The following is a 17943-nucleotide window of genomic DNA, read 5'->3' on the forward strand; positions in this document are numbered from 1 at the left end:
TCGGGGCCGATCTCAGCGAGCGCCAACACGAACAGGCCCAAAGCGGCCTCTACACCCAGTTCGCGGTGCAGCGCGGCCTGCCGATCCGGATGCTCGTGCGTCACTTCGAACAGTCCGACGAGATGTGGGGCGTTTCTCCGCGCCTGCGCCAGATGGTGCGCTGGCGGCGGATCAACCTCGTGGCAGACCTATCGACCGCCGGCCGGTTCGACGTGATCTTCTGCCGCTATGTGCTGTCGGCCCTGATCGAGCCGATGAAGACCCGTCTGCTGGAAAACTTGGCCCGGGCGCTCAGTCCCGAAGGCTATCTGTTCCTGGGTCGCAATGAGAGCGCCGCCAGCCTGGGTGAGGCTTTCCACCCGGTGGACGGGCGGCCGGGCCTCTATGCGCGCAATCCCGATTTCCGGGTCGCGGCGTAGCCTCCGAACGTAAAAGCCCCGCCGAAGCGGGGCTTTTCGCCGAGTGCGGAAGCTAGTGCTTGGCGTCTTCGGCGGTGTTGGTCACGGCGGTCCCCGCAGCCTTCACATCCTTACCTGCGCCAGAGACGGTGTTGCAGGCGGTGATCGACAGGCTTGCGGCCAGGACGGCCAGGATGACGAGCTTGCGCATGAGCGTATTCTCTCTTTTAGAGCTATGGTGAAACTTGCCGCACAGTAACGGCTACGCTGCCGCCTGGTTCCCCATGGCCGCCGCGCGCTTGATCGCCAGTTCTGCGGTCGGAGTCGGGAACACCAGCCGCGCGGTGATACCGCCCTTTTCGTTTCGCACCAGTTCGGCCCGGCCCCGCAACTGACGCCCGAAGGCGGTCATCAGGGTGCGGCCGACGCCTGAGGTGCTCAGGGCGTCTTCGGGGGCGTTTCCATCGTCGCTGATCTCCAGCGCCGCCTCGTCGCCATGCACCTTGAAGTTCACGCTCAGGGTCCCGCCCTTTCCGGCGAAGGCGTGCTTCTGGGCGTTGGTGACCGCCTCGACCGCGAACAGGGCCAGCGGCGCCAGCCGGTCGGGGTCGATCACCAGGTCGTCGACATGGATCTCGGTGCGGACGTGAGCGCCCTGGACCGCCTCGGCGGAGATCAACTGGGCGGTCAGCTCTTCCAGGAAGGCGCGCAGATCGACGCGTTTCAGGTCCGGCCCCTGGTAGAGGGCGCGATAGATAAGGGCCAGCGCGGTGATCCGCTGGCGGGTGTCCGACATCGCCGCCCGCGCGGCCGGATCGGTCAGCGCGCGCTGTTGCATGCTGAGCAGGGAGGAGATGACCTGGAGGTTGTTCTTCACCCGGTGGTGGATCTCACGCATCAGGTCGTCCTTCTGCGCCAGCGAATCGCGCAGGGAGGCGTCGCGGCCGACAATGGCGTCTGCCATGTCTTCCAGCGTCTCGGCCAGGTCGCGGATCTCCGGCGGGGCCCGTTCGGCGTGGACGGGGCGAACGCTCAGGCGGCCGCGGGCGTAGAGCGCCGCGATCCGCTGCAGGTAGGCGATCCAGCGGATCACCACGCGTTCGGTGACCACCGACACCGCCACGAGCGCCAAGATGAAGGTCAGGATCGGGAAGACGATGCTGGTGAGCGGATTGAGCGTCGCCCATGAGAACAGGCCGCCCGACCGTGCCGAGAGCACGACATAGAGTTGGTCGCCGACCAAGGGCGCGGCCGAGAACACCCGCTGCTTGCCGAGCAGGTCGCGATCGTACCAGACCAGCGAACCCTGCTTCTGGGCCTTCTCCCGCCAGTCGGCCGGCAAGTCGGGGAAGGCCTCCTTGTCGGTGGCGTTGATATAGCCGCCGGCGCCGTCGACCAGCGCCACCTCCGCGCCCTTGGGCAGCGAGCGGTCGGCGGTGCGCGGGGCCAGGCTCTCGAGCGAGATCACCGCCACCAGGGCGCCGTCAAAGCCGACCCGGGGGTCAGTGGCCGGCACCGCGGCCAGCAGGGCTGGAATGTTGGCGTAGGACGCGCCCGGATCGCGGGTGATCACTAGGCTGTCGCCAGCGGCCAGGCTCTGGAACCAGGGGCGGGTGGCGCGGATCGGGTCGGCGGGCACGTTGCCGGCGGCGCAGGCCACGCGGCCGCGACGATCGAAGCGGATCAGGTTGGAATAGCCGGGAATCCGCGCGGTCACCTCGGCCAGCCGCTGGGCGCAGTTAAAGCCGACCGAGCCGGGCGCCAGGGTTTCGAGCAGAATGTCGGCGGCTTCCATCCGCGCGCGGGCGGTGGCGGCGCTGCGTTCGGACGCCGCGGCGAGTTCTTCGCGAAGCTGGGTGCTTTCGCGTCGGAAGGCGATCCCCGATTGGAGAACCCCGAGCACCAGGACAGGCAATAGGGCGGCGGCCAGCGCCGCCGTCAGCCGGACCCGGATGGTGGATAGGGAACCCCAAGGCGAAACATCCATTCCCTCGGCCTAACGCACCGTGCTCAGCCGCTCCGCGTCGGCCAGGATCGAGCTCATGGCGTCTCCCGCCGCGCTCCCGTCCCGCACGTATGAGCCGTCTTCAAGAATAGCGTGGAGCGCTCGACGCGCGCGGCTCACCCGGCTTTTCACCGTGCCGACCGCGCAGCCGCAAATATCGGCGGCCTCTTCGTAGGCGAAGCCGCCGGCTCCCACGAGGATCAGGGCCTCGCGCTGTTCGGGCGGCAATTGCGCCAGGCTCAGGCGCAGTTCGTCCAGCGCCACCGGGGCTTCGGGGTCATCGACCGCCACCAGGGTGCGTTCGGCCGCATCCTGGTCGAGCTGGGTCTGGCGCCAGGACCGGCGCTTTTCCGAATAGAATTGGTTGCGCAGGATCATGAAGGTCCAGGCCTTCATGTTGGTGCCCATCTGGAAACTGGCCCGGGCGTCCCAGGCCTTCATCATCGCATCCTGGGCCAGGTCGTCAGCGCCCGCCGGCTCGCCGGCCAGGGTCCTGGCGAAGGCGCGCAGATGCGGGATGAGCTTGACGAGTTCGCGCTTGAACGCCTCGTCAGTCGCCGGATCAGTAGGTGGCCGGGCCTTGCTGTCGCCGGCCATCAGCCATTCTCCGCGGTCTTCTTGTCGGCTTGACGAAGGATGGCCAGGAACTCGTCCGGGACCGGTTCACTGACGACTTCGTCGAACATTTGACGCAGGCGCACGCCGATCGCCTGCTGACGCAGCCGGGCCTCGTCCAACGCCGCCGGCGCATGGCGCCGATCTTCAGTGGCTCGCTGTTCTATCATGGCATCGGCGCCCGGCTTTCGCGGAGCCCGCCCCCTCGGTTCGTTATCGTCGCCCGTCAACGCCTCACCCCACCCAGGGTTCCATGCCGCCGCATATAGCATGGGGAAAACCATATTCTGAGGGAACCGGTTCCCAAAGGCGACGTTTGGAGCACATGATGTAGCCCCATGGGGGATCGTTCCCCTGTGGGCGTAAAATTTTCATCTCCTAGGGAGGAGTTTTACCTTGAGTCTTCTTGCCCGACTGGCGCCGCATCTACCCTATGTGCGCCGCTATGCGCGCGCGCTCACGGGCGATCAGACCACTGGCGACCACTATGTCCGGGTCGCGCTGGAAGCTGTCGCCGCCGGTGATCGGGTCCTGGAGGAGAGCCTCACCCCCCGGGTCGCCCTCTACCATGTCTTTCACGCCATCTGGCTGTCGACCGGGGCCCAGCTTGAAGCGCCGAGCGACGACGGCTCGGGCGTCGAGGACGCCAGCCGCCGACTGATGCGTATCGCGCCGCGCTCGCGCCAAGCCTTTCTGTTGACCGCGCTCGAAGGCTTCACCCCTTCAGAGGCTGCCCAGATCCTCGCCGTGGACTTCTCCGAGGTCGAGCGGCTGATCGCCGAGGCCCAATCGGAGATTGACGCTGAATTGGCCACCGATGTCCTGATCATCGAGGATGAGCCCGTCATCGCCGCCGACATCGAGGCCTTGGTCACTGAACTCGGCCATACGGTGGTGGATATCGCCGCCACTCGCACCGAAGCTGTCGACGCCGTGGCCCGCAAGACGCCGGGTCTGGTGCTCGCCGACATCCAACTCGCGGACGGCTCGTCGGGCATCGACGCGGTGAAGGACATTCTGGCGCGCTTCGATGTGCCAGTGATCTTCATCACCGCCTTCCCCGAACGCCTGCTAACCGGCGAGCGGCCGGAACCGACCTTCCTGATCACCAAGCCCTTCCAACCGGAGACGGTGAAGGCGGCGATCGGCCAAGCGTTGTTCTTCCATCCGAGGAATACGCGCAAGGCGGCCTGACCGGAACGGCCGCCGGTCCCCTGCGTTCTTCGAAGCGCCGCGCCCACCACGGCGCGGCGTTTTCATATGTGGGAGAATTCGATGCTTGGTTGGGCTCTGCTGTTCGCCGTTCTTGCCTTGTTGGCTGGCTTCCTCGGCTTCGTGGGCCTTGCGGGCTTCGCCGCCACCGTGGCCAAGGTCTTGTTCGTGATCTTCCTGGTGCTGCTGGTGGTCAGCTTCGTGGTTCGGGCCGTGAAGGGGCAATCCGTCCTCTAGGGCGCATGACGACGCCAAAGGAAAACGGCCGCCCGATGGGCGGCCGTTTTTTCTTGCCGGGAAGGCGGAGTTATCGAGGCGCGGTGTTCGGCGATGGCGTGGTTTGCTGGGCCGCTGGATCACCCATGTTGAAGGCCGTGGCGTCGGCGGCTTCCCGGGCGTTATTCGGCGCGGTGGACGCCAAGTCGTCGGCTCTCCAGGACCAGGCGGCGAACAGGGCGAGCGCGGCCAGACCCGTCGACACCACCAACACCCAGACCATTTGGAGGCCAACCCGACCTTGCCGGGCTCTGGAGGCGCTAAGCGTGGGACGGGTGGAGTCGCGCGAAAGAATGGCCATGGAGGTCGTCTCCTGAATCTAGTTGGGGAGCAGGCTGAACGGGCCAGGTGGCGCCGGCCGCGCCGCATCGTTGCGGACCACCGACATCTGTCCCAGCAACGCGCCGGCCAGAGCTACGGCGAAGATCACCGCGAGCGCCGTCCAGCGTCGCCCGGCGGATCTGCCGCCCTGCGAGATCATCTGGTTATGCGGGTCGTCGTGGGCGCCGATCATGGCCCTTACACCTGACAAGACGGGCTAGTGACCCGCATCTGGCTAACGTGCCGGAGTCGCCGGTGTTCCCCAACTCGCCGAAACACATCTGCTTGGCAGGGCTTCGATTGGGGCGATGGATCGCCTATCTTGAGGGTATGACTCGATTGAAGACCACGCTTCTCATCGCCGCGGGCCTCGTCTCGGCCGGCGCACTGCCGGTCCAGGCTCAGGCGCCCTCCGCCTCCACCTCCGGCGTCAACGCCGCCCAGGGCGGATCGACCGCCTCGGACCTGGTCGGCCGCACCGTTCTAGGGCGCGGCGGGGTCGTGCTGGGTGAGGTGGAGCGGGTCACCCTGCGTCGGGACGGCTCCCCGGCCCAGGTGCTGGTGCGCCCGAAGGGGCCGCGGGCCGGAGGTCCGCGCAGCCTTGCCTATTCATCCGTGCGGGTGGACGGCGAGGCCCTCACCACGCCGCTGACCCTGGCCGAATTCAACGCCATGCCCGTCATCGAATAGGTACGAAACGAGGCGCGAAAAAATTTCGCGTGCAGCGGGAACGATCGGCATGGGGGCGGGTTTATGGATTGCGGAGGCGGCGACGCCCCCCCCGACTTGAGGCCGGCCTCCAGGCCGGTCTGCTGCCTCCGCACCCCTTTTCTCGATGATGCAGACTTGAACAGGCGGACCCACTGGGCCCGCCTCTCTTTTTGCCGATGCGGCGGCCTTACGGGTTGCTAAGCTCGATAGTGATGTCGGCGCGGCGACGCAGCAGGCGCGCGTCGCCCTCGGCGTTGACGGCGCCGGTTTGACCCGCGGCCGCCAGATCGAATTCCGCCGCCGGCAGACCAGTGGCGTTCAGGGCCCGGGTGACCGACGCCGCGCGCTTCTTCGATACTTCAAGACTGGCCGCTGGCGCGCCCACGGCGTCTGCTAGGCCCAGGACGAGCACGCGGTTGACCTTGCATGGCTTGGCCTGGAGGGCGGCCTGGTTCAGCACGGCCTGGCCTTCGGTGGTCACTTCGGAGCTGTCCGGCTCGAAATAGATCTGCACCGTCAGGTTTTCGCAGGCCGCCGGCACTTTCACGATTTGATCACGCGTGGTGGGCGTCGCGCAGCCGGCGACAGCTAGGCCGGCGCCAATCACGACCGCGATGATCGATGAAGTCCTCATTCCTAGCCCCATAGTCTTCAAGCCCCATGCGTAACGGAAAGGGCGGTCAGCATAACTGACCGCCCCAGCTAAGCTAGTCTAGACGCCGCCGTCAGCGCGGACTGCCGTTTTCCCAGAAGTAGCGGCCCGACTGGGAGTCGTAGTAATAATACCGGCCGGCGTTCTCATCGTAATATTGGCGATGATTGGCGCTCGGCTGAGCGCCACAGCCGCCATCCTGGCGGCAGCCGCGCAACGCGCCGGCCCCGCCGCCCAGCGCCGCCCCGATGGCCGCTCCGGTTCCCGCGTCACCGCTGCCAACATTGTTGCCGATCACGGCGCCGGCCAGCGCGCCGAGCGCCGCCCCCGCGCCAGCGTTGCGTTCCACATTACCTGTGGTGGTGCAGGCCGCGGCCAGAAGGCCTGCGGCGGCGATAGCAATCAGTGGCTTAAGCGAAAGGGCCTTGAGCATATGGGCTCTCCTTGAACATATCCCGCCGGAGCCAACGCTCAGCTTGAATGCAGGTTCCGGTCGGAACCGGCATCAGGCGTCACCGTTAGGCTCGGGAAGTAAACGGAGTAGCCACCATGCCCCAGCGTCGCCTTCCAGGCCTTGGCCTGCGCGATAAACTCGGGGCCGAGAGCGTCGTCGGCTCGGCCCGACGAACTGCGGGCTGAGCGATCATGGATGCGAAGCCCAAGATTTCCCGCGTCGAGGTGGTGGTGAACATCGCCTCCGGCAGCGTATCGGCCGGCGCGCCGGACGAGATGAGAGCCCTGCTGTCCGAACTGGGGCTGAAGGCGAATGTCTGCGCCCCCGAAGGCGGTGAGCTGACCCGCTGCCTGCGGGACGCGGTCGACGCCGATCCCGATCTGCTGGTGATCCTGGCCGGCGACGGCACGGCGCGCGCCGCGGCGGAGATGGCCGGTCCGGATGGACCGGTGATCGCCCCCTTGCCAGGCGGTACGATGAACATGCTGCCCCATGCGGTCTATGGCGTGACGCCCTGGCAGGACGCCTTGCGCGGAGCGCTCGAGACCGGGCGCGAGCGGTCGATCGGCGGTGGCCGGATCGATGGCCGAGACTTCCTGGTGGCGGCGATCCTGGGCTCGCCGGCGCTGTGGGCGCCGGCCCGCGAAGCGATGCGCGAGCGGCGCCTGACCGTGGCCTGGCGACGCTCGCAGCGCGCCTGGGCCCGCGCCTTCTCCGGGCGGCTGCGCTATGCGCTGGACGGCGGGCCTAGGGGTAAGGCCGAGGCGCTGGCCTTCCTCTGCCCGTTGGCGTCCAAGGCGATGTCCGATCATGATCAGGCGCTGGAAGCGGCGGTGATCGATCCCAAGAGCATCATGGACGCCGCCCGGATCGGGCTGAACGCCCTGATGTCGGATTGGCGGATAGACCCGTCGGTCGAGACCCATGCCTGCCAGACGGCCAGCGTTTGGGCGGCGGGGCGGATCCCGGCGGTGCTGGACGGCGAGCCTGCGCGGCTGTCTTCCACCGCCAAGGTCGAGTGGCGTCCGAAGGTCGCCCGCATCCTGGCCCCGCCGCCGGAGCCCGCGGCGTGATCAGGATCGCCCATCTATCGGATATCCATTTTGGCGGCGAGAACGTCGTCGCGGTCGCGGCGGCCGCCGAGCTGGTGGCTCAAGGCGGATTCGACCTCACCATCGTCTCGGGGGACCTGACCCAGTTCGGGGCGCGCAGCGAGTTCGAGGCCGCGGCCGCGTGGCTGAAGACCCTTCCCGCACCGGTGTTGGTTTGCCCCGGCAATCACGATGCGCCCTACCTGGCCTGGTGGGAGCGGTTCTTCACGCCCTTCGCCCGGTTCAAGCGGTTGATCGGACCGGTCGAGGCCCAGACCCACGTGGCGCCGGCGTTCATGGTCCGGGGGCTGAACACCGCCCGGGGCGTGCAGCCTCGGGCCAACTGGTCCAAGGGGCAGATCTCACGCCGTCAGACCCGCGAGGCGACGGACTGGCTGTGCGGCGGGCCGCAAGACAAGCTGAAGATCCTCGTCTGCCATCACCCGCTGACCGAGATGATCGGCGGCCCGATGACCGGCCGGGTCTGGGGCGGGCCCGCCGCGGCCCAGGCCCTCGCCGAATGCCGTGTCGATCTGGTGCTGTCAGGCCATATCCATGTGCCGTTCGCCTGGCCCTATCCGTTCGGCGACGGAAAGACCTATGCGGTGGGAGCGGGCACCTTGTCCGTGCGTGAGCGCGGCGTGCCGGCCGGGTTCAACATCATCGAGGTCGACGAGGACGAGATCCGCGTGATCGCCCAGGCCTGGGAACGCTCGCACTATACGCCATATCGGACCTGGTCTCTGGACCGTAGACGCTAAAACGCCCGCCCCGGAGGGGGCGGGCGCTGCAGTCTCACGTCCTGGGCGGGCTGGCTATAAGGCGCCGCGCCCGCGAACCATGTGCATGACGAGGGAAACCACGAACAGCACAAGGAAGACGAAGAATAGAATCTTGGCGACACCCATCGCGGCGCCTGCGATGGAGGTGAACCCAAGTACGCCGGCGATCAGGGCGACCACCAGGAAAGTCAAAGCCCAACCAAGCATGTCGTTCCTCCGAATTTGTGTCCGGTATCTAGAACGTATCCAAGCCTCGGTTGTTCCTTACGTCTAGGCCGGAAGCGGATAACGCCAGGCTTCGCCCGTCCCGCGCGCCGCCGCATACTGGTCGGCCGCGAAGGCCCAATTGGCCAGCGCGTCGAACCAGGCCTTCAGGAAGGCTTCGCGGTCGTTCTTGTGGTCCAGATAGTAGGCGTGTTCCCAGAGGTCGCAGACGATCAGCGGCGTCAGGCCCTTGTTGGGGAGCAGGTCTTCGCCGTCGTGGGTGTCGATGATCTTGAGGGTGTCGCCCTCGGCGGCCAACCAGACCCAGCCCGAGCCAAAGTGCGCCACGCCGGCCTTCACGAACTCGTCCTTCAGCTTCTCAAGCCCGCCGAAGTCGCGATCGATGGCCTTGGCCAGGTCGCCGCTGGGCGCTTGCTTCGACGGGGTCATGCAGACCCAGAAGAAGGCGTGGTTCCAGGACTGGGCGGCGTTGTTGAACAGCTTGCGGGCGTCGGCCTTGCCCGCGGTCTCGCGCACGACGTCCTCGAGGCTTGCGGGCTTCTGGCCCTTTTCCTCGAGAATCTGGTTGGTGACGTCGACATAGCGCTTGTGGTGCTTATCGTGATGCAGATGCATCGTCGCCTTTGAGATCACTGGCTCGAGCGCGGCGTGGTCGTAGGCGAGGTCGGGCAATTCAAACATAGGACATTCCTGGGGGAGAGGAGTGAGGCCGGAGCCCGCAGTCCCATTGAAACCCCGAGCGTCCGGTTTGGTTCTTTATTTCTTGCCGATGCGACTGGCCAGCAAGGTGGTGATCACCGCGCTGGTGACGCGCGGGTTCCGCATCGCCACCGCCGCCGCCGCGCCGAGCGCACCGAGCGCGCCGAGCGCCACCCATGGCTTGTCCCGCGCGAGTTCGAACACCCGCATCGTCAAGTCGGGTTCCTGTGTCTGGCCCTCCGGATGGCGAAGGAACTTGCCAAGCAGCAGGGCCGAGAGGGCCACTGTCACGGTCAAGGCCGCGGCCGCGACGGACGCGGCCGCCCAGGCTGGGCCGATATGCTGCACCAACCCGGCGTAGAGCGCGAGCGCCAGGAACACCACGCAGACCGTAGCCGCCGCGGCGAGCGCGGCGACGGCGACGGCGTAGTAGATCGTCTTCTTCAGGATCAACGGTTACGGCCGCTGGCCAGCAAGATACCGACCAGCAAACCAACGCCCAGCGCGGCGCCGGCGGCGACGAGGGGCTTTTCCTTCACGCGTTCGACCACATAGCGTTGAGCGTCGTCGAGATGCTCACCGGCGTTGTCTGCATAGGTGCGCGACTGCGCGCGAATCTGGTCCAGGCCCTCGCTGACGACCTTTTCGAAGCGCTTAGCGGCGTCGTTGAAGCTGCGTTGCGCTTCGCCCGACAGTTTATGAGCGGACTCGGCGACCGAATGGGCGGCGGCCTTGGCTTCATCTTTGTAATCGGCGGCGTTGGTGGCCATTTCGGTCTCTCCAGTACTGCGGGCGGACTCAAGGGGTCCTTGAGGTGGCATGTGAGCATTGCCGGAACGCCAGAGACAATAGGCGGTTCCCAGGCATGCGGAAAGCCGTTTGGGATGCGTCAAACCAAAAGAAGGCATACAACTTGTGGTTCCTGTCGCTCTGACTCGATCCCGGCTTTATGGTCACCGCATGGCGCCGCCCGCCGCTGAACCGAACCTGGACCGTGAGCGCCTGAAGTTGGCGCTGCAATCCGCTCGCCTGGGTGAGTACGATTGGGACATGGTCGCCGATGTCCTGCACATCAGCGAGCGCATGGCGGAAATCACCGATCTGCCCGCCGGGGAGGTCGCCGCCGAAAAAGGCGATGTCCTCTATCGGGGGGTGCACCCGGAAGACCGCGACAAGACCCGCAAGTTGATGGAACGCTCGCTGCGCGCAGAGGGGCGTTTCGAGGTCGAGTATCGGCGCATCCGGGAGGGTGACGGCCGCGTCGTCTGGGTGAGATCGTCGGGCATACTGGTCAGCGACGAGAAGGGTCGGCCGCTTCGGGTTTGCGGCGTGACCCAGGACATCAGCGAGCGCCGGGCCGAGGAAGATCGCCGCCGCGCTCTGATGTTGGAATTGGATCATCGGGTGAAGAACGTCCTTGCGGCGGTGCAGGCCCTTGCCCAGCAGACCGCCAAGCGGACGACCTCGCTCGACAGTTTCCTGAAGACCTTCGCCGGCCGGCTGAAATCCATGGCCTCGGCCAATGAGCTGCTGACCGCGGCGCGTTGGCGTGGCGCGGGCGTGGCGCACTTGGCGGCGGCCGAGCTGGGCGGGATCGCACCCGGCCAGACCCGATGGGAGGGGCCCGAGCTCTTCCTGACGCCGCGCGCCGCCAATGCGCTGTCGCTCGCGCTGCATGAACTGGCGACCAATGCGGTCAAGTACGGCGCGCTGTCGGTCGAGAACGGCCGCGTGGACGTGCGCTGGGCGCGGATCGCCGACGGAGGGTTCGAACTCTTCTGGACCGAAAGCGGCGGGCCGCCGGTCTCCCTGCCGATCCATCGCGGGTTCGGCACGACGCTGCTGAACCAGGTGACCGGGCGGGAGCTGAACGGCGAGGCCGAGGTCGAGTATCGCCGCGCGGGGGTGAGCGTTCGGCTACGCGCCGGTCCCGCGGCCGTGGTCGAGAGTCCTGAGCTGATGCCCGAGACGCCCGTTCAGGAACCCATAGCCCCGACGCCGGTGATCAGCGGCTCGACCGATCTGCGCGGCGCGCGGGTGTTGATCGTCGAGGACGCGGTCCTGTTGGCGCTTGAGCTGGAAACGGGACTGGCCGAGGCCGGCGCCGAGATCGTCGGACCCGCCTACGAATTGGCCGAGGCCATGAGCCTGCTGGACGGTCCGATTGACGCCGCCGTGCTGGACGCCAATTTGAACGGCCTGTCGGTCACGCCGGTGGCCGAGGCCTTGGCCGCGCGCGGCGTGCCCTTTGTCTTCGCCACCGGCTACGGCGAGGCGGGCGGCGCGCCGCTCGGCTTCGACGCCCCGGTCATCCGCAAGCCCTACGACGTCACCCAGGTCGCCGCCGCTGTCGCCGCACTGCTGGCCAAGACCTAGCGGTTCAGGAAGGCGATCATCGCGGCGGTCGCCGCGCGGTCCTGGACCATGAACAGGTGACCGCCTTCGAAGAACCGCAGCTCCGCGCCGGGAATCTGGCCGGCCATGCGTTCCTGGGTTTCCGGCAGGGCGATGCCATCATAGCGGCCGCCGGCGATCAGGGTGGGGGCGGTGATCTGCGCCAGTCGCTCCCAGGTGTCGTGGTCGGCGCGCGCCTCCAGTTGGCGCATGGCGCCCTCGCGGCGGCCGGGCTCGCCGGCGAACGGGTCAGTCGAGCCCATGGCGATCAGCTTGGCGTAGGCGTCGGGATTGGCGCTGGCCCAGGCGTCGTCGCGCCGGGTGTCGGAGAACGGGGTCAGGTGCTTGGCCCTGGCCTCGCCCTCCAGATGGCCGATCTCGTGGAAGGGGAACGAGGCGCCCCCCGCCCCGCCGGGCGAGCTGCAGGCGAGCACCAGGCGACGAACCCGCCGCGGATGCCGCAACGCCAGCTCCTGGGCGACCATGCCGCCGAACGAAACCCCGACGACGTGGGCGCGGTCCCAGCCTTGGCTTTCCATCAGGGCCGCCGCATCGTCGGCGTAGTCGGCCATGGTGTAGGGCCGGTCCGGCTTGTCCGAACGCCCCAAGCCGCGCTGGTCGTAGGAGATCATGTCGAAGGCCTTGGCCAACGGCCCGTCGAACTGATTGGGCTTGTTGCGCAGGTCCCCGCCGGTGCCGGAAATAAACAGCAGCGGCTCGCCCGTCCCGGCGCGTTCGAAATAGAGCGAGAGGCCGTTGACGGTCGCGACGGGCATGGGGCGGATACCTCCTGATTTTTCGCATGGGGCGGCGCCCCGGGCTTCTGGGTCAACCAGATTGAGAGGCCGCCTCAGACGACGCCCTTCGCCCGTAGCTCGGCGATAGCCTCGGGGGCGAGGCCAGCGTCGGTCAGCACCTCGTCGGTGTGTTGCCCAAGGTCGGGGCCGGGCCAGCGGACGGCGCCGGGGGTCTCCGACATTTTCGGGAAGGCGTTCTGCATCTTGATCTTGCCGAACACCGGGTGGTCGGTCTCGATGATCGACTCGCGAGCCTTGAACTGTTCGTGCTCCAGCATGTCCGGCGCGCGGAAGATGCGGCCGGCCGGGATGCCCTTGGTTTCCAGCAACTCCAGCAAGGCGTCCAGAGACTGGGTCCGGGTCCAGGCGCTGATGATCTGGTCGAGCTCGGCCTGGTTGGCGCCGCGGGCGGCGTGGTCGACGAACTTGCGATCGCGCGCCAACTCGGGTCGGCCCATGGTTTCGCACAGCCGCGCATAGACGGTGTCGCCATTGCCGCCGATCAGGATCATCTCGTCGTTCGCGCACGGATAGACATTGGACGGCGCGATGCCGGGTAGGACCGAGCCTGAGCGCTCGCGGACATAGCCGGTCAGGTCGTACTCGGTGACCAGGTTCTCCATCACCGCCAGGACGCTCTCATAGAGGGCGGCGTCGACCACCTGGCCGCGGCCGGTACGCTCGCGGGCGTGCATGGCCATGGTGATCCCCATGACCGCGTGCATGGCGGTCAGGCTGTCGCCGATAGAGATGCCGGCGCGGGCCGGCGGGCGATCCGGCTCGCCGGTGACGTGACGCAGCCCCCCCATCGCCTCGCCGATCAGGCCATAGCCGGCGCGGCTGGCATAGGGGCCGGTCTGACCAAAACCAGAGACGCGGGCCATGATCAGGCGCGGGTTGCGGGCGGCCAGCGCCTCATAGCCCATGCCCCACTTTTCCATGGTGCCGGGTCGGAAGTTCTCGATCAGCACGTCGGCCCCGTCGATCAGGGTCTCGGCGATCGCCCGACCCTCGGGCGTGCGCAGGTTCAGGCCGACGGACTTCTTGTTACGGCCGATCACCGGCCACCAGGGCGACAGGCCCTTGGGCAGGCTGCGGCCCCACTGACGCATCGGATCGCCGACCTTGGGGTCTTCGATCTTGATCACGTCCGCGCCGAAATCGCCGAGGATCTGGCCGCAGAAGGGGCCGGCGATCAGGGTGCCCATTTCGATGACGCGCAGACCCTTCAGGGGGCCTTCGTTGGCTGGCGCCTCGGCGCTGTTGGCTTCGGTCACGTTTTCACCCTCCCCGGAACTCATCACGCATCCGTGAGTTTGGAGACGTGCGCAGCTTGTTTGGAGCCGCGTGACCCTTCGTCTGTCAATGCCAGGAGTAACCCATGACTCGTTCCCTGTTGATCGCGGGCGCGGCCATCGCCGCCCTTTCGCTCGCCGCCTGCGGCCAGAAGACCGAGACCAAGGGCGCTGCGACGCCCGCGGAACAGGCGGCGACTCCTGACGCCAATCCCGCCGCCACCATCGCCACGCCGGCCGATGAGGCCGCCGCCCCGGTCTTCGTCGAGAAGGCGTCGGCCAGCGACCTGTTCGAGATTGAGGCCGCCAAGCTGGCCCAGGCCACGTCCAAGAACGCCGAGGTGAAGAAGTTCGCGGCCGATATGATCGCGGCCCATACCAAGTCGACCGCCGCGCTCAAGAAGGCGATCGCCGACGCCAATCAGACGACCTTGGTGCTCGTCACGGTCCTGCCCGCCGACCTGCAGGCCAAGCTCGACGATCTCAAGAAGGCCGCCAATTTCGACAAGGCCTATCTTGAGAACCAGGTCGACGCCCATCAGGGCGCCTTGAACCTGATGCAACGCTACGCCCAGGATGGCGACGTCCCGGCGATCAAGGCCTTTGCGGCCTCAACCGCCCCGACGGTGCAGCAGCACTACGACCACGCCAAGACCCTGCGCGACGCCACGAAGTAGGCGCTAGGCCTTTAGGGGCGGCGGCGGGGGTTCACAGGATGAGCCTCCGGGCGTATGGCGGCGGTATGACCGCCTACGTCCTGCCGCCGCCCGCGCCGACAACCGCGCCCGTCGAGGGGGAGGCGGCTGTCTTCCCCATTCGGAGGATTCTCTGTGTGGGCCGAAACTACGCCGCCCACCGCAAGGAGATGGGGGGCGATGATCGCGACCCGCCGTTCTTCTTCGCCAAGCCCGCCGACGCCATCGTCCCGCCGGGCCAGGCCGTGTCCTATCCCTCGCGCACCAGCAATTTGCATCACGAGATCGAACTGGTCGTGGCCCTGAAGGGCGGCGGCCGCGATCTCGCCGTCGATCAGGCGCTGGACCTCGTCTACGGCTATGCCGTCGGGGTCGATCTCACCCGCCGCGATCTACAGAACGCGGCCAAGGACAAGGGCCATCCCTGGGACGCGGCCAAGGGCTTTGACGCCTCCGCCCCGATCTCGGCGATCCGAAAGTGGGAAGGCCCCCCGCCGCAGGGTCGAATCGCCATCTGCGTGAACGGCGAACTGCGCCAGCAGGGCGCGGTCTCCGACATGATCTGGAACGTCGCCGAGATCATCGCCGAGGCCTCCAAGCTGTGGACCCTCGCGCCCGGCGACCTGATCTTCACCGGCACGCCGGAGGGCGTCGGCCCGCTCGTACCGGGCGATGTCGTCGAGGGCGAGATCGAGGGCGTGGGTAAGCTTAGTTTCGAGGTGGCCGAATGACTTTTGTCCTGCACAGCGCCTGGCGCGCGACCGCGCCGTACCGCGTCCGTATCGGACTGGCCCTCAAGGGCGTGGCCTACGACTATGCGGCGGTGAATCTGCTTGCGGGCCAGCAGCGGGAGCCGGCCTATCGCGCCGTGAACCCGCAAGGCCTGACGCCGGCGCTGGACATCGGAGGACAGGTTCTTACTCAGAGCCTGGCGATCCTGGAGTGGTTGGAGGAGACCTACCCCGATCCAGCCATTCTGCCAGAAGCTCCGCTGGACCGCGCGACCGTGCGTTCCATCGCCGGGGTGATCGCCTGCGATATCCACCCCTTGAACAACACCAGGGTCGGTCGGGCTCTGAGCAAGATGGGCATCGACCAAGCTGGTATCCTGGCCTGGACCCAGGGTTGGATCATCGACGGCTTCACGGCGCTCGAGCCGGTTATCGCAAAGCATGGCCAGGGCTTCGCCTTCGGCGACCGGCCGACCATCGCCGACTGCTGTCTGGTTCCGCAGGTCTATTCAGCGCGCCGGTTCGAGGTGGACCTGACCCCGTTCCCGGCGATCCGGGCGGCCGCCGATCACGCCGCCCAGCATCCCGCCTTCGCCGCCGCCCACCCCGACAAACAACCGGACGCCGTCCATGCTTGAAGACCTGAAAGAGAACAACCGCATCTGGGCGGCCGGAAAGCTCTCTGTCGATCCGGGGTTCTTCAAGCGCCTGGTCGCGCAGCAGAGCCCGGAATATCTATGGATCGGTTGCTCGGACAGCCGGGTGCCGGCCAATGAGATCGTCAATCTCGATCCGGGTGAGCTGTTCGTTCACCGCAACGTCGCCAACCTCGCCCCACCCCAGGACGCCAACTACCTGTCGGTGCTGCAGTTCGCGGTCGACGTGCTGAAGGTGAAGCACATCATGGTGGTGGGCCACTATGGCTGCGGGGGCGTGGCCGCCGCCGTGGACGGCAAGCGCCGCGGCCTGGTCGATCACTGGCTGCACCCGATCCGCGAGGTCTATGCCGAGAACCGCGTCGAGCTCGAGTCGCTGCATGACCATGAGCGGCTCGACAGGCTGATCGAGCTGAATGTCATACGCCAGGTGCGCAACGTCGCCTCCGACGTCTTCGTCCAGGACGCCTGGGCGCGGGGCCAGGACCTGTGCGTCCACGGCTGGGTTTATTCGATCGCCAATGGACTGGTCACGGACATGAACTGCGCGATCTCGGGTCCCAAGGCGTTGGAAAAGATCATCGACGAGAGCTGAGCGGGGGTCAGTTCGCGTCGCTGCGCGCCGCCCCCTCACCTAACCTCTCCCGGGGAGAGGAATGTTTCTTCTCCTCTCTCCGTTGGGGAGGGGCTGGGTGAGGGGTCTTTCTTCTCTACCCCTTGATCCGCACCCGCGCCGTGGCCTTGCGGCCCTCTCCGTCGACCACGGTGATCCGGTAGAAGCCCGGCCCATTGGGTCGCCAGATCACCCGGCCGCTGACCGGATCGGGCGCCAGCGGCTCACCCGCCACGTACCAGGACAGATTCTCGCCGCCGGCCGCCAGCGCCAAGCCGCGCGAGGTCGGCCCGAAGGCCTCGACCTGCACGCTCGAGCCGTTCGGCGGGAAGATGAGCCGTGGCCCCTCCTGGCGCTGTTCGAGCTTGGCGAGCGCCTCGGGGGCCGCGCGCGGCGCGATTGGGCGCGGCGCGGAGGCCGGGGCGTCGATCAGGTCGGCGGTGTCGAATAAAAGCGGCAAGGCGGCGTCGCGGCCGGTCAGGCCGCCGCGCGCGCCGCCGTCCGCACGGCCGGTCCAGACCACGATCACATAGGGACCGACCACGCCGGCGGCGACGGCGTCCCGGAAGCCGTAGGACGTGCCGGTCTTGAAGGCCATAACCGGCCGGCCCTTGGTCAGGGCGGCGGGTGTCGAGCCGGCCGGCGGCGGGGTTTCGCGCAGGATGTCCAGCACCTGGGTCGCGGCCTCGGCGCGTATCAGCCGCCGGCCGCCCTGGCGCTGGCGGCGCTCGGCCTCGGCCTGTGTCCAAGCCAGCGGCTTGGCGACGCCGCCGTCGCCCAGAGCGGCGTAGAGCACCGCCAGGTCGCGCATGGTGATCCCGACGCCACCGAGGGCCAGCGCCAGGCCCGCCGAGCGGGTCTGGGCCTTGGGGCGGACCAGGTTGACGCCGGCCGCATCGACGCGGGCCTCGAAGGCGCTGGGGCCGACCTTGTCCAGCAGTTCCACCGCCGGGACGTTCAGGGAGTTGGTCAGGGCCTCGCGGGCGGTGACCTTGCCGCGGAAAACACGGTCGAAGTTCTCTGGCTGGTAGTCGCCGAACCGGCGGGCGGCGTCGTCAATCTGGGTGTCGGGCGCAGCGATCCCGTCGTCGAAGGCGAAGGCGTAGATGAAGGGCTTCAGGGCCGAGCCGGGGGAGCGCACGGCGCGTGTCATGTCGATCCAACCGCCCGGCCGTTGCAGGCCGCCGGAGCCGACGGCGGCGCGGACGGCGCGGCTCTCGATCTCCACCACCAGGATCGCGGCGGTGGCTTCCGGCCCTTGGGCGCGGGCGACCTGGGCGGCGAGCGGTTCCAGGCGCGTTTGCAGGCCAGCATCTATGGT

General features: G+C 67.6%; 26 protein-coding genes. 11 read left to right on the plus strand and 15 right to left on the minus strand.

The genetic code is table 11. The features are described from left to right. Positions 1-419, plus strand: a 419-nt coding sequence (locus Q7T84_RS08480) for a CheR family methyltransferase (protein WP_304807718.1), incomplete at its 5' end; no start/stop codon positions are given. Between the two features lie 52 nt (positions 420-471). Here Q7T84_RS08480 and Q7T84_RS08485 read toward each other — a convergent pair. Genes Q7T84_RS08485 through Q7T84_RS08500 form a run of 4 tightly spaced genes read right to left on the minus strand, consistent with a single transcriptional unit; the run spans position 472 to position 3188 of the window. Next, positions 472-609: an entericidin A/B family lipoprotein gene (locus tag Q7T84_RS08485; protein ID WP_304807720.1), complete on the minus strand. Its 138-nt coding sequence runs from the start codon at positions 607-609 to the stop codon at positions 472-474. 51 nt (positions 610-660) lie between these two features. Further along, positions 661-2385, minus strand: a complete 1725-nt coding sequence (locus Q7T84_RS08490; RefSeq protein ID WP_304807722.1) for a sensor histidine kinase — start codon at positions 2383-2385, stop codon at positions 661-663. A 9-nt stretch (positions 2386-2394) separates the two neighbouring features. After that, positions 2395-3000, minus strand: coding sequence for a sigma-70 family RNA polymerase sigma factor (locus Q7T84_RS08495; protein ID WP_304807724.1), 606 nt, complete (start codon positions 2998-3000; stop codon positions 2395-2397). Further along, positions 3000-3188, minus strand: coding sequence for a NepR family anti-sigma factor (locus Q7T84_RS08500; protein ID WP_304807726.1), 189 nt, complete (start codon positions 3186-3188; stop codon positions 3000-3002). Before Q7T84_RS08500 ends, Q7T84_RS08495 begins: the two co-directional genes overlap by 1 nt. 226 nt (positions 3189-3414) lie before the next feature. Here Q7T84_RS08500 and Q7T84_RS08505 point away from each other — a divergent pair, with 226 nt between their 5' ends. Both Q7T84_RS08505 and Q7T84_RS08510 read left to right on the plus strand, forming a co-directional pair. Continuing rightward, the gene (locus Q7T84_RS08505) at positions 3415-4212 is read left to right on the plus strand and encodes a response regulator (protein ID WP_304807728.1); all 798 of its coding nucleotides are present in this window, start codon (positions 3415-3417) and stop codon (positions 4210-4212) included. A gap of 81 nt (positions 4213-4293) precedes the next feature. After that, positions 4294-4467 carry a DUF1328 family protein gene (locus Q7T84_RS08510; protein ID WP_304807731.1) on the plus strand — a complete coding sequence of 58 codons (174 nt, stop codon included), beginning with the start codon at positions 4294-4296 and terminating at the stop codon, positions 4465-4467. Positions 4468-4537: 70 nt separating this feature from the next. Here Q7T84_RS08510 and Q7T84_RS08515 read toward each other — a convergent pair whose 3' ends face one another. Beyond that, a complete protein-coding gene (locus tag Q7T84_RS08515) occupies positions 4538-4807 on the minus strand; it encodes a hypothetical protein (protein ID WP_304807733.1) in 270 nt (89 codons plus the stop codon). Positions 4808-4825: 18 nt separating this feature from the next. Continuing rightward, positions 4826-5020 (minus strand): hypothetical protein, encoded by a 195-nt coding sequence (locus tag Q7T84_RS08520; protein WP_304807735.1) that lies wholly within the window; start codon positions 5018-5020, stop codon positions 4826-4828. A 146-nt stretch (positions 5021-5166) separates the two neighbouring features. Between Q7T84_RS08520 and Q7T84_RS08525 the strand changes: the two genes are divergently transcribed. Further along, on the plus strand, positions 5167-5517 hold the full coding sequence (locus Q7T84_RS08525) for a hypothetical protein (RefSeq protein WP_304807737.1): 351 nt from the start codon (positions 5167-5169) through the stop codon (positions 5515-5517). Between the two features lie 208 nt (positions 5518-5725). On the opposite strand, the gene Q7T84_RS08530 is transcribed toward Q7T84_RS08525, so the two are convergent. Then, a complete protein-coding gene (locus Q7T84_RS08530; RefSeq protein ID WP_304807739.1) occupies positions 5726-6172 on the minus strand; it encodes an OmpA family protein in 447 nt (148 codons plus the stop codon). A 91-nt stretch (positions 6173-6263) separates the two neighbouring features. Continuing rightward, on the minus strand, positions 6264-6623 hold the full coding sequence (locus tag Q7T84_RS08535; RefSeq protein ID WP_304807741.1) for a YMGG-like glycine zipper-containing protein: 360 nt from the start codon (positions 6621-6623) through the stop codon (positions 6264-6266). A gap of 212 nt (positions 6624-6835) precedes the next feature. On the opposite strand from Q7T84_RS08535, the gene Q7T84_RS08540 reads away from it, so the two are divergent. Both Q7T84_RS08540 and Q7T84_RS08545 read left to right on the plus strand, forming a co-directional pair. Next, positions 6836-7717 (plus strand): diacylglycerol kinase family protein, encoded by an 882-nt coding sequence (locus tag Q7T84_RS08540; protein ID WP_304807743.1) that lies wholly within the window; start codon positions 6836-6838, stop codon positions 7715-7717. Then, a complete protein-coding gene (locus Q7T84_RS08545) occupies positions 7714-8496 on the plus strand; it encodes a metallophosphoesterase (RefSeq protein ID WP_370653635.1) in 783 nt (260 codons plus the stop codon). Before Q7T84_RS08540 ends, Q7T84_RS08545 begins: the two co-directional genes overlap by 4 nt. A 54-nt stretch (positions 8497-8550) precedes the next feature. Here Q7T84_RS08545 and Q7T84_RS08550 read toward each other — a convergent pair whose 3' ends face one another. The 4 genes from Q7T84_RS08550 to Q7T84_RS08565 all read right to left on the minus strand — a co-directional run bounded on the left by Q7T84_RS08550 (position 8551) and on the right by Q7T84_RS08565 (position 10211). Continuing rightward, a complete protein-coding gene (locus Q7T84_RS08550) occupies positions 8551-8724 on the minus strand; it encodes a DUF1328 domain-containing protein (RefSeq protein WP_082532120.1) in 174 nt (57 codons plus the stop codon). A gap of 63 nt (positions 8725-8787) precedes the next feature. After that, the gene (locus Q7T84_RS08555; RefSeq protein ID WP_304807747.1) at positions 8788-9423 is read right to left on the minus strand and encodes a superoxide dismutase; all 636 of its coding nucleotides are present in this window, start codon (positions 9421-9423) and stop codon (positions 8788-8790) included. Between the two features lie 75 nt (positions 9424-9498). Further along, a complete protein-coding gene (locus Q7T84_RS08560; RefSeq protein WP_304807751.1) occupies positions 9499-9894 on the minus strand; it encodes a hypothetical protein in 396 nt (131 codons plus the stop codon). Beyond that, positions 9891-10211, minus strand: coding sequence for a DUF883 C-terminal domain-containing protein (locus Q7T84_RS08565; RefSeq protein WP_304807753.1), 321 nt, complete (start codon positions 10209-10211; stop codon positions 9891-9893). The genes Q7T84_RS08560 and Q7T84_RS08565 overlap by 4 nt, the downstream gene beginning before the upstream one ends. Before the next feature lie 190 nt (positions 10212-10401). On the opposite strand from Q7T84_RS08565, the gene Q7T84_RS08570 reads away from it, so the two are divergent. Continuing rightward, on the plus strand, positions 10402-11817 hold the full coding sequence (locus Q7T84_RS08570) for an HWE histidine kinase domain-containing protein (RefSeq protein WP_304807755.1): 1416 nt from the start codon (positions 10402-10404) through the stop codon (positions 11815-11817). On the opposite strand, the gene Q7T84_RS08575 is transcribed toward Q7T84_RS08570, so the two are convergent. Together Q7T84_RS08575 and Q7T84_RS08580 are read right to left on the minus strand one after the other, a co-directional pair. Continuing rightward, positions 11814-12611 (minus strand): alpha/beta fold hydrolase, encoded by a 798-nt coding sequence (locus tag Q7T84_RS08575; RefSeq protein WP_304807757.1) that lies wholly within the window; start codon positions 12609-12611, stop codon positions 11814-11816. The two genes, Q7T84_RS08570 and Q7T84_RS08575, sit on opposite strands and share 4 nt — an antisense overlap. 74 nt (positions 12612-12685) lie before the next feature. Further along, complete coding sequence (locus tag Q7T84_RS08580) at positions 12686-13933, minus strand: CaiB/BaiF CoA transferase family protein (protein WP_370653636.1); 1248 nt, start codon at positions 13931-13933, stop codon at positions 12686-12688. An 80-nt stretch (positions 13934-14013) separates the two neighbouring features. On the opposite strand from Q7T84_RS08580, the gene Q7T84_RS08585 reads away from it, so the two are divergent. From Q7T84_RS08585 to Q7T84_RS08600, 4 genes are all read left to right on the plus strand, one after another. Next, a complete protein-coding gene (locus Q7T84_RS08585) occupies positions 14014-14604 on the plus strand; it encodes a DUF4142 domain-containing protein (RefSeq protein WP_304807761.1) in 591 nt (196 codons plus the stop codon). A gap of 65 nt (positions 14605-14669) precedes the next feature. Beyond that, positions 14670-15353, plus strand: a complete 684-nt coding sequence (locus Q7T84_RS08590) for a fumarylacetoacetate hydrolase family protein (protein ID WP_304807763.1) — start codon at positions 14670-14672, stop codon at positions 15351-15353. Next, complete coding sequence (gene maiA / locus Q7T84_RS08595) at positions 15350-15991, plus strand: maleylacetoacetate isomerase (RefSeq protein WP_304807764.1); 642 nt, start codon at positions 15350-15352, stop codon at positions 15989-15991. Before Q7T84_RS08590 ends, maiA begins: the two co-directional genes overlap by 4 nt. After that, positions 15984-16604, plus strand: a complete 621-nt coding sequence (locus Q7T84_RS08600; RefSeq protein ID WP_304807766.1) for a carbonic anhydrase — start codon at positions 15984-15986, stop codon at positions 16602-16604. The genes maiA and Q7T84_RS08600 overlap by 8 nt, the downstream gene beginning before the upstream one ends. Positions 16605-16719: 115 nt before the next feature. Here the strand turns inward: Q7T84_RS08600 and Q7T84_RS08605 are convergent. Beyond that, positions 16720-17943 (minus strand): penicillin-binding transpeptidase domain-containing protein (locus Q7T84_RS08605; RefSeq protein WP_304807768.1); only part of this gene is annotated, 1224 nt, incomplete at its 5' end.

It is taken from the genome of Phenylobacterium sp. (assembly GCF_030654915.1).
Classification (GTDB): Bacteria; Pseudomonadota; Alphaproteobacteria; order Caulobacterales; family Caulobacteraceae; genus Phenylobacterium.

Excerpts from the sequence above, each read along its gene's own strand:
- Q7T84_RS08485 (WP_304807720.1), bottom strand. The coding sequence starts at position 609 with ATGCGCAAGCTCGTCATCCTGGCCGTCCTGGCCGCAAGCCTGTCGATC.
- Q7T84_RS08490 (WP_304807722.1), bottom strand. The coding sequence starts at position 2,385 with ATGGATGTTTCGCCTTGGGGTTCCCTATCCACCATCCGGGTCCGGCTG.
- Q7T84_RS08495 (WP_304807724.1), bottom strand. The coding sequence starts at position 3,000 with ATGGCCGGCGACAGCAAGGCCCGGCCACCTACTGATCCGGCGACTGAC.
- Q7T84_RS08500 (WP_304807726.1), bottom strand. The coding sequence starts at position 3,188 with ATGATAGAACAGCGAGCCACTGAAGATCGGCGCCATGCGCCGGCGGCG.
- Q7T84_RS08510 (WP_304807731.1), top strand. The coding sequence starts at position 4,294 with ATGCTTGGTTGGGCTCTGCTGTTCGCCGTTCTTGCCTTGTTGGCTGGC.
- Q7T84_RS08515 (WP_304807733.1), bottom strand. The coding sequence starts at position 4,807 with ATGGCCATTCTTTCGCGCGACTCCACCCGTCCCACGCTTAGCGCCTCC.
- Q7T84_RS08520 (WP_304807735.1), bottom strand. The coding sequence starts at position 5,020 with ATGATCGGCGCCCACGACGACCCGCATAACCAGATGATCTCGCAGGGC.
- Q7T84_RS08530 (WP_304807739.1), bottom strand. The coding sequence starts at position 6,172 with ATGAGGACTTCATCGATCATCGCGGTCGTGATTGGCGCCGGCCTAGCT.
- Q7T84_RS08535 (WP_304807741.1), bottom strand. The coding sequence starts at position 6,623 with ATGCTCAAGGCCCTTTCGCTTAAGCCACTGATTGCTATCGCCGCCGCA.
- Q7T84_RS08540 (WP_304807743.1), top strand. The coding sequence starts at position 6,836 with ATGGATGCGAAGCCCAAGATTTCCCGCGTCGAGGTGGTGGTGAACATC.
- Q7T84_RS08550 (WP_082532120.1), bottom strand. The coding sequence starts at position 8,724 with ATGCTTGGTTGGGCTTTGACTTTCCTGGTGGTCGCCCTGATCGCCGGC.
- Q7T84_RS08555 (WP_304807747.1), bottom strand. The coding sequence starts at position 9,423 with ATGTTTGAATTGCCCGACCTCGCCTACGACCACGCCGCGCTCGAGCCA.
- Q7T84_RS08565 (WP_304807753.1), bottom strand. The coding sequence starts at position 10,211 with ATGGCCACCAACGCCGCCGATTACAAAGATGAAGCCAAGGCCGCCGCC.
- Q7T84_RS08570 (WP_304807755.1), top strand. The coding sequence starts at position 10,402 with ATGGCGCCGCCCGCCGCTGAACCGAACCTGGACCGTGAGCGCCTGAAG.
- Q7T84_RS08575 (WP_304807757.1), bottom strand. The coding sequence starts at position 12,611 with ATGCCCGTCGCGACCGTCAACGGCCTCTCGCTCTATTTCGAACGCGCC.
- Q7T84_RS08580 (WP_370653636.1), bottom strand. The coding sequence starts at position 13,933 with ATGAGTTCCGGGGAGGGTGAAAACGTGACCGAAGCCAACAGCGCCGAG.
- Q7T84_RS08585 (WP_304807761.1), top strand. The coding sequence starts at position 14,014 with ATGACTCGTTCCCTGTTGATCGCGGGCGCGGCCATCGCCGCCCTTTCG.
- Q7T84_RS08590 (WP_304807763.1), top strand. The coding sequence starts at position 14,670 with ATGACCGCCTACGTCCTGCCGCCGCCCGCGCCGACAACCGCGCCCGTC.
- maiA (WP_304807764.1), top strand. The coding sequence starts at position 15,350 with ATGACTTTTGTCCTGCACAGCGCCTGGCGCGCGACCGCGCCGTACCGC.
- Q7T84_RS08600 (WP_304807766.1), top strand. The coding sequence starts at position 15,984 with ATGCTTGAAGACCTGAAAGAGAACAACCGCATCTGGGCGGCCGGAAAG.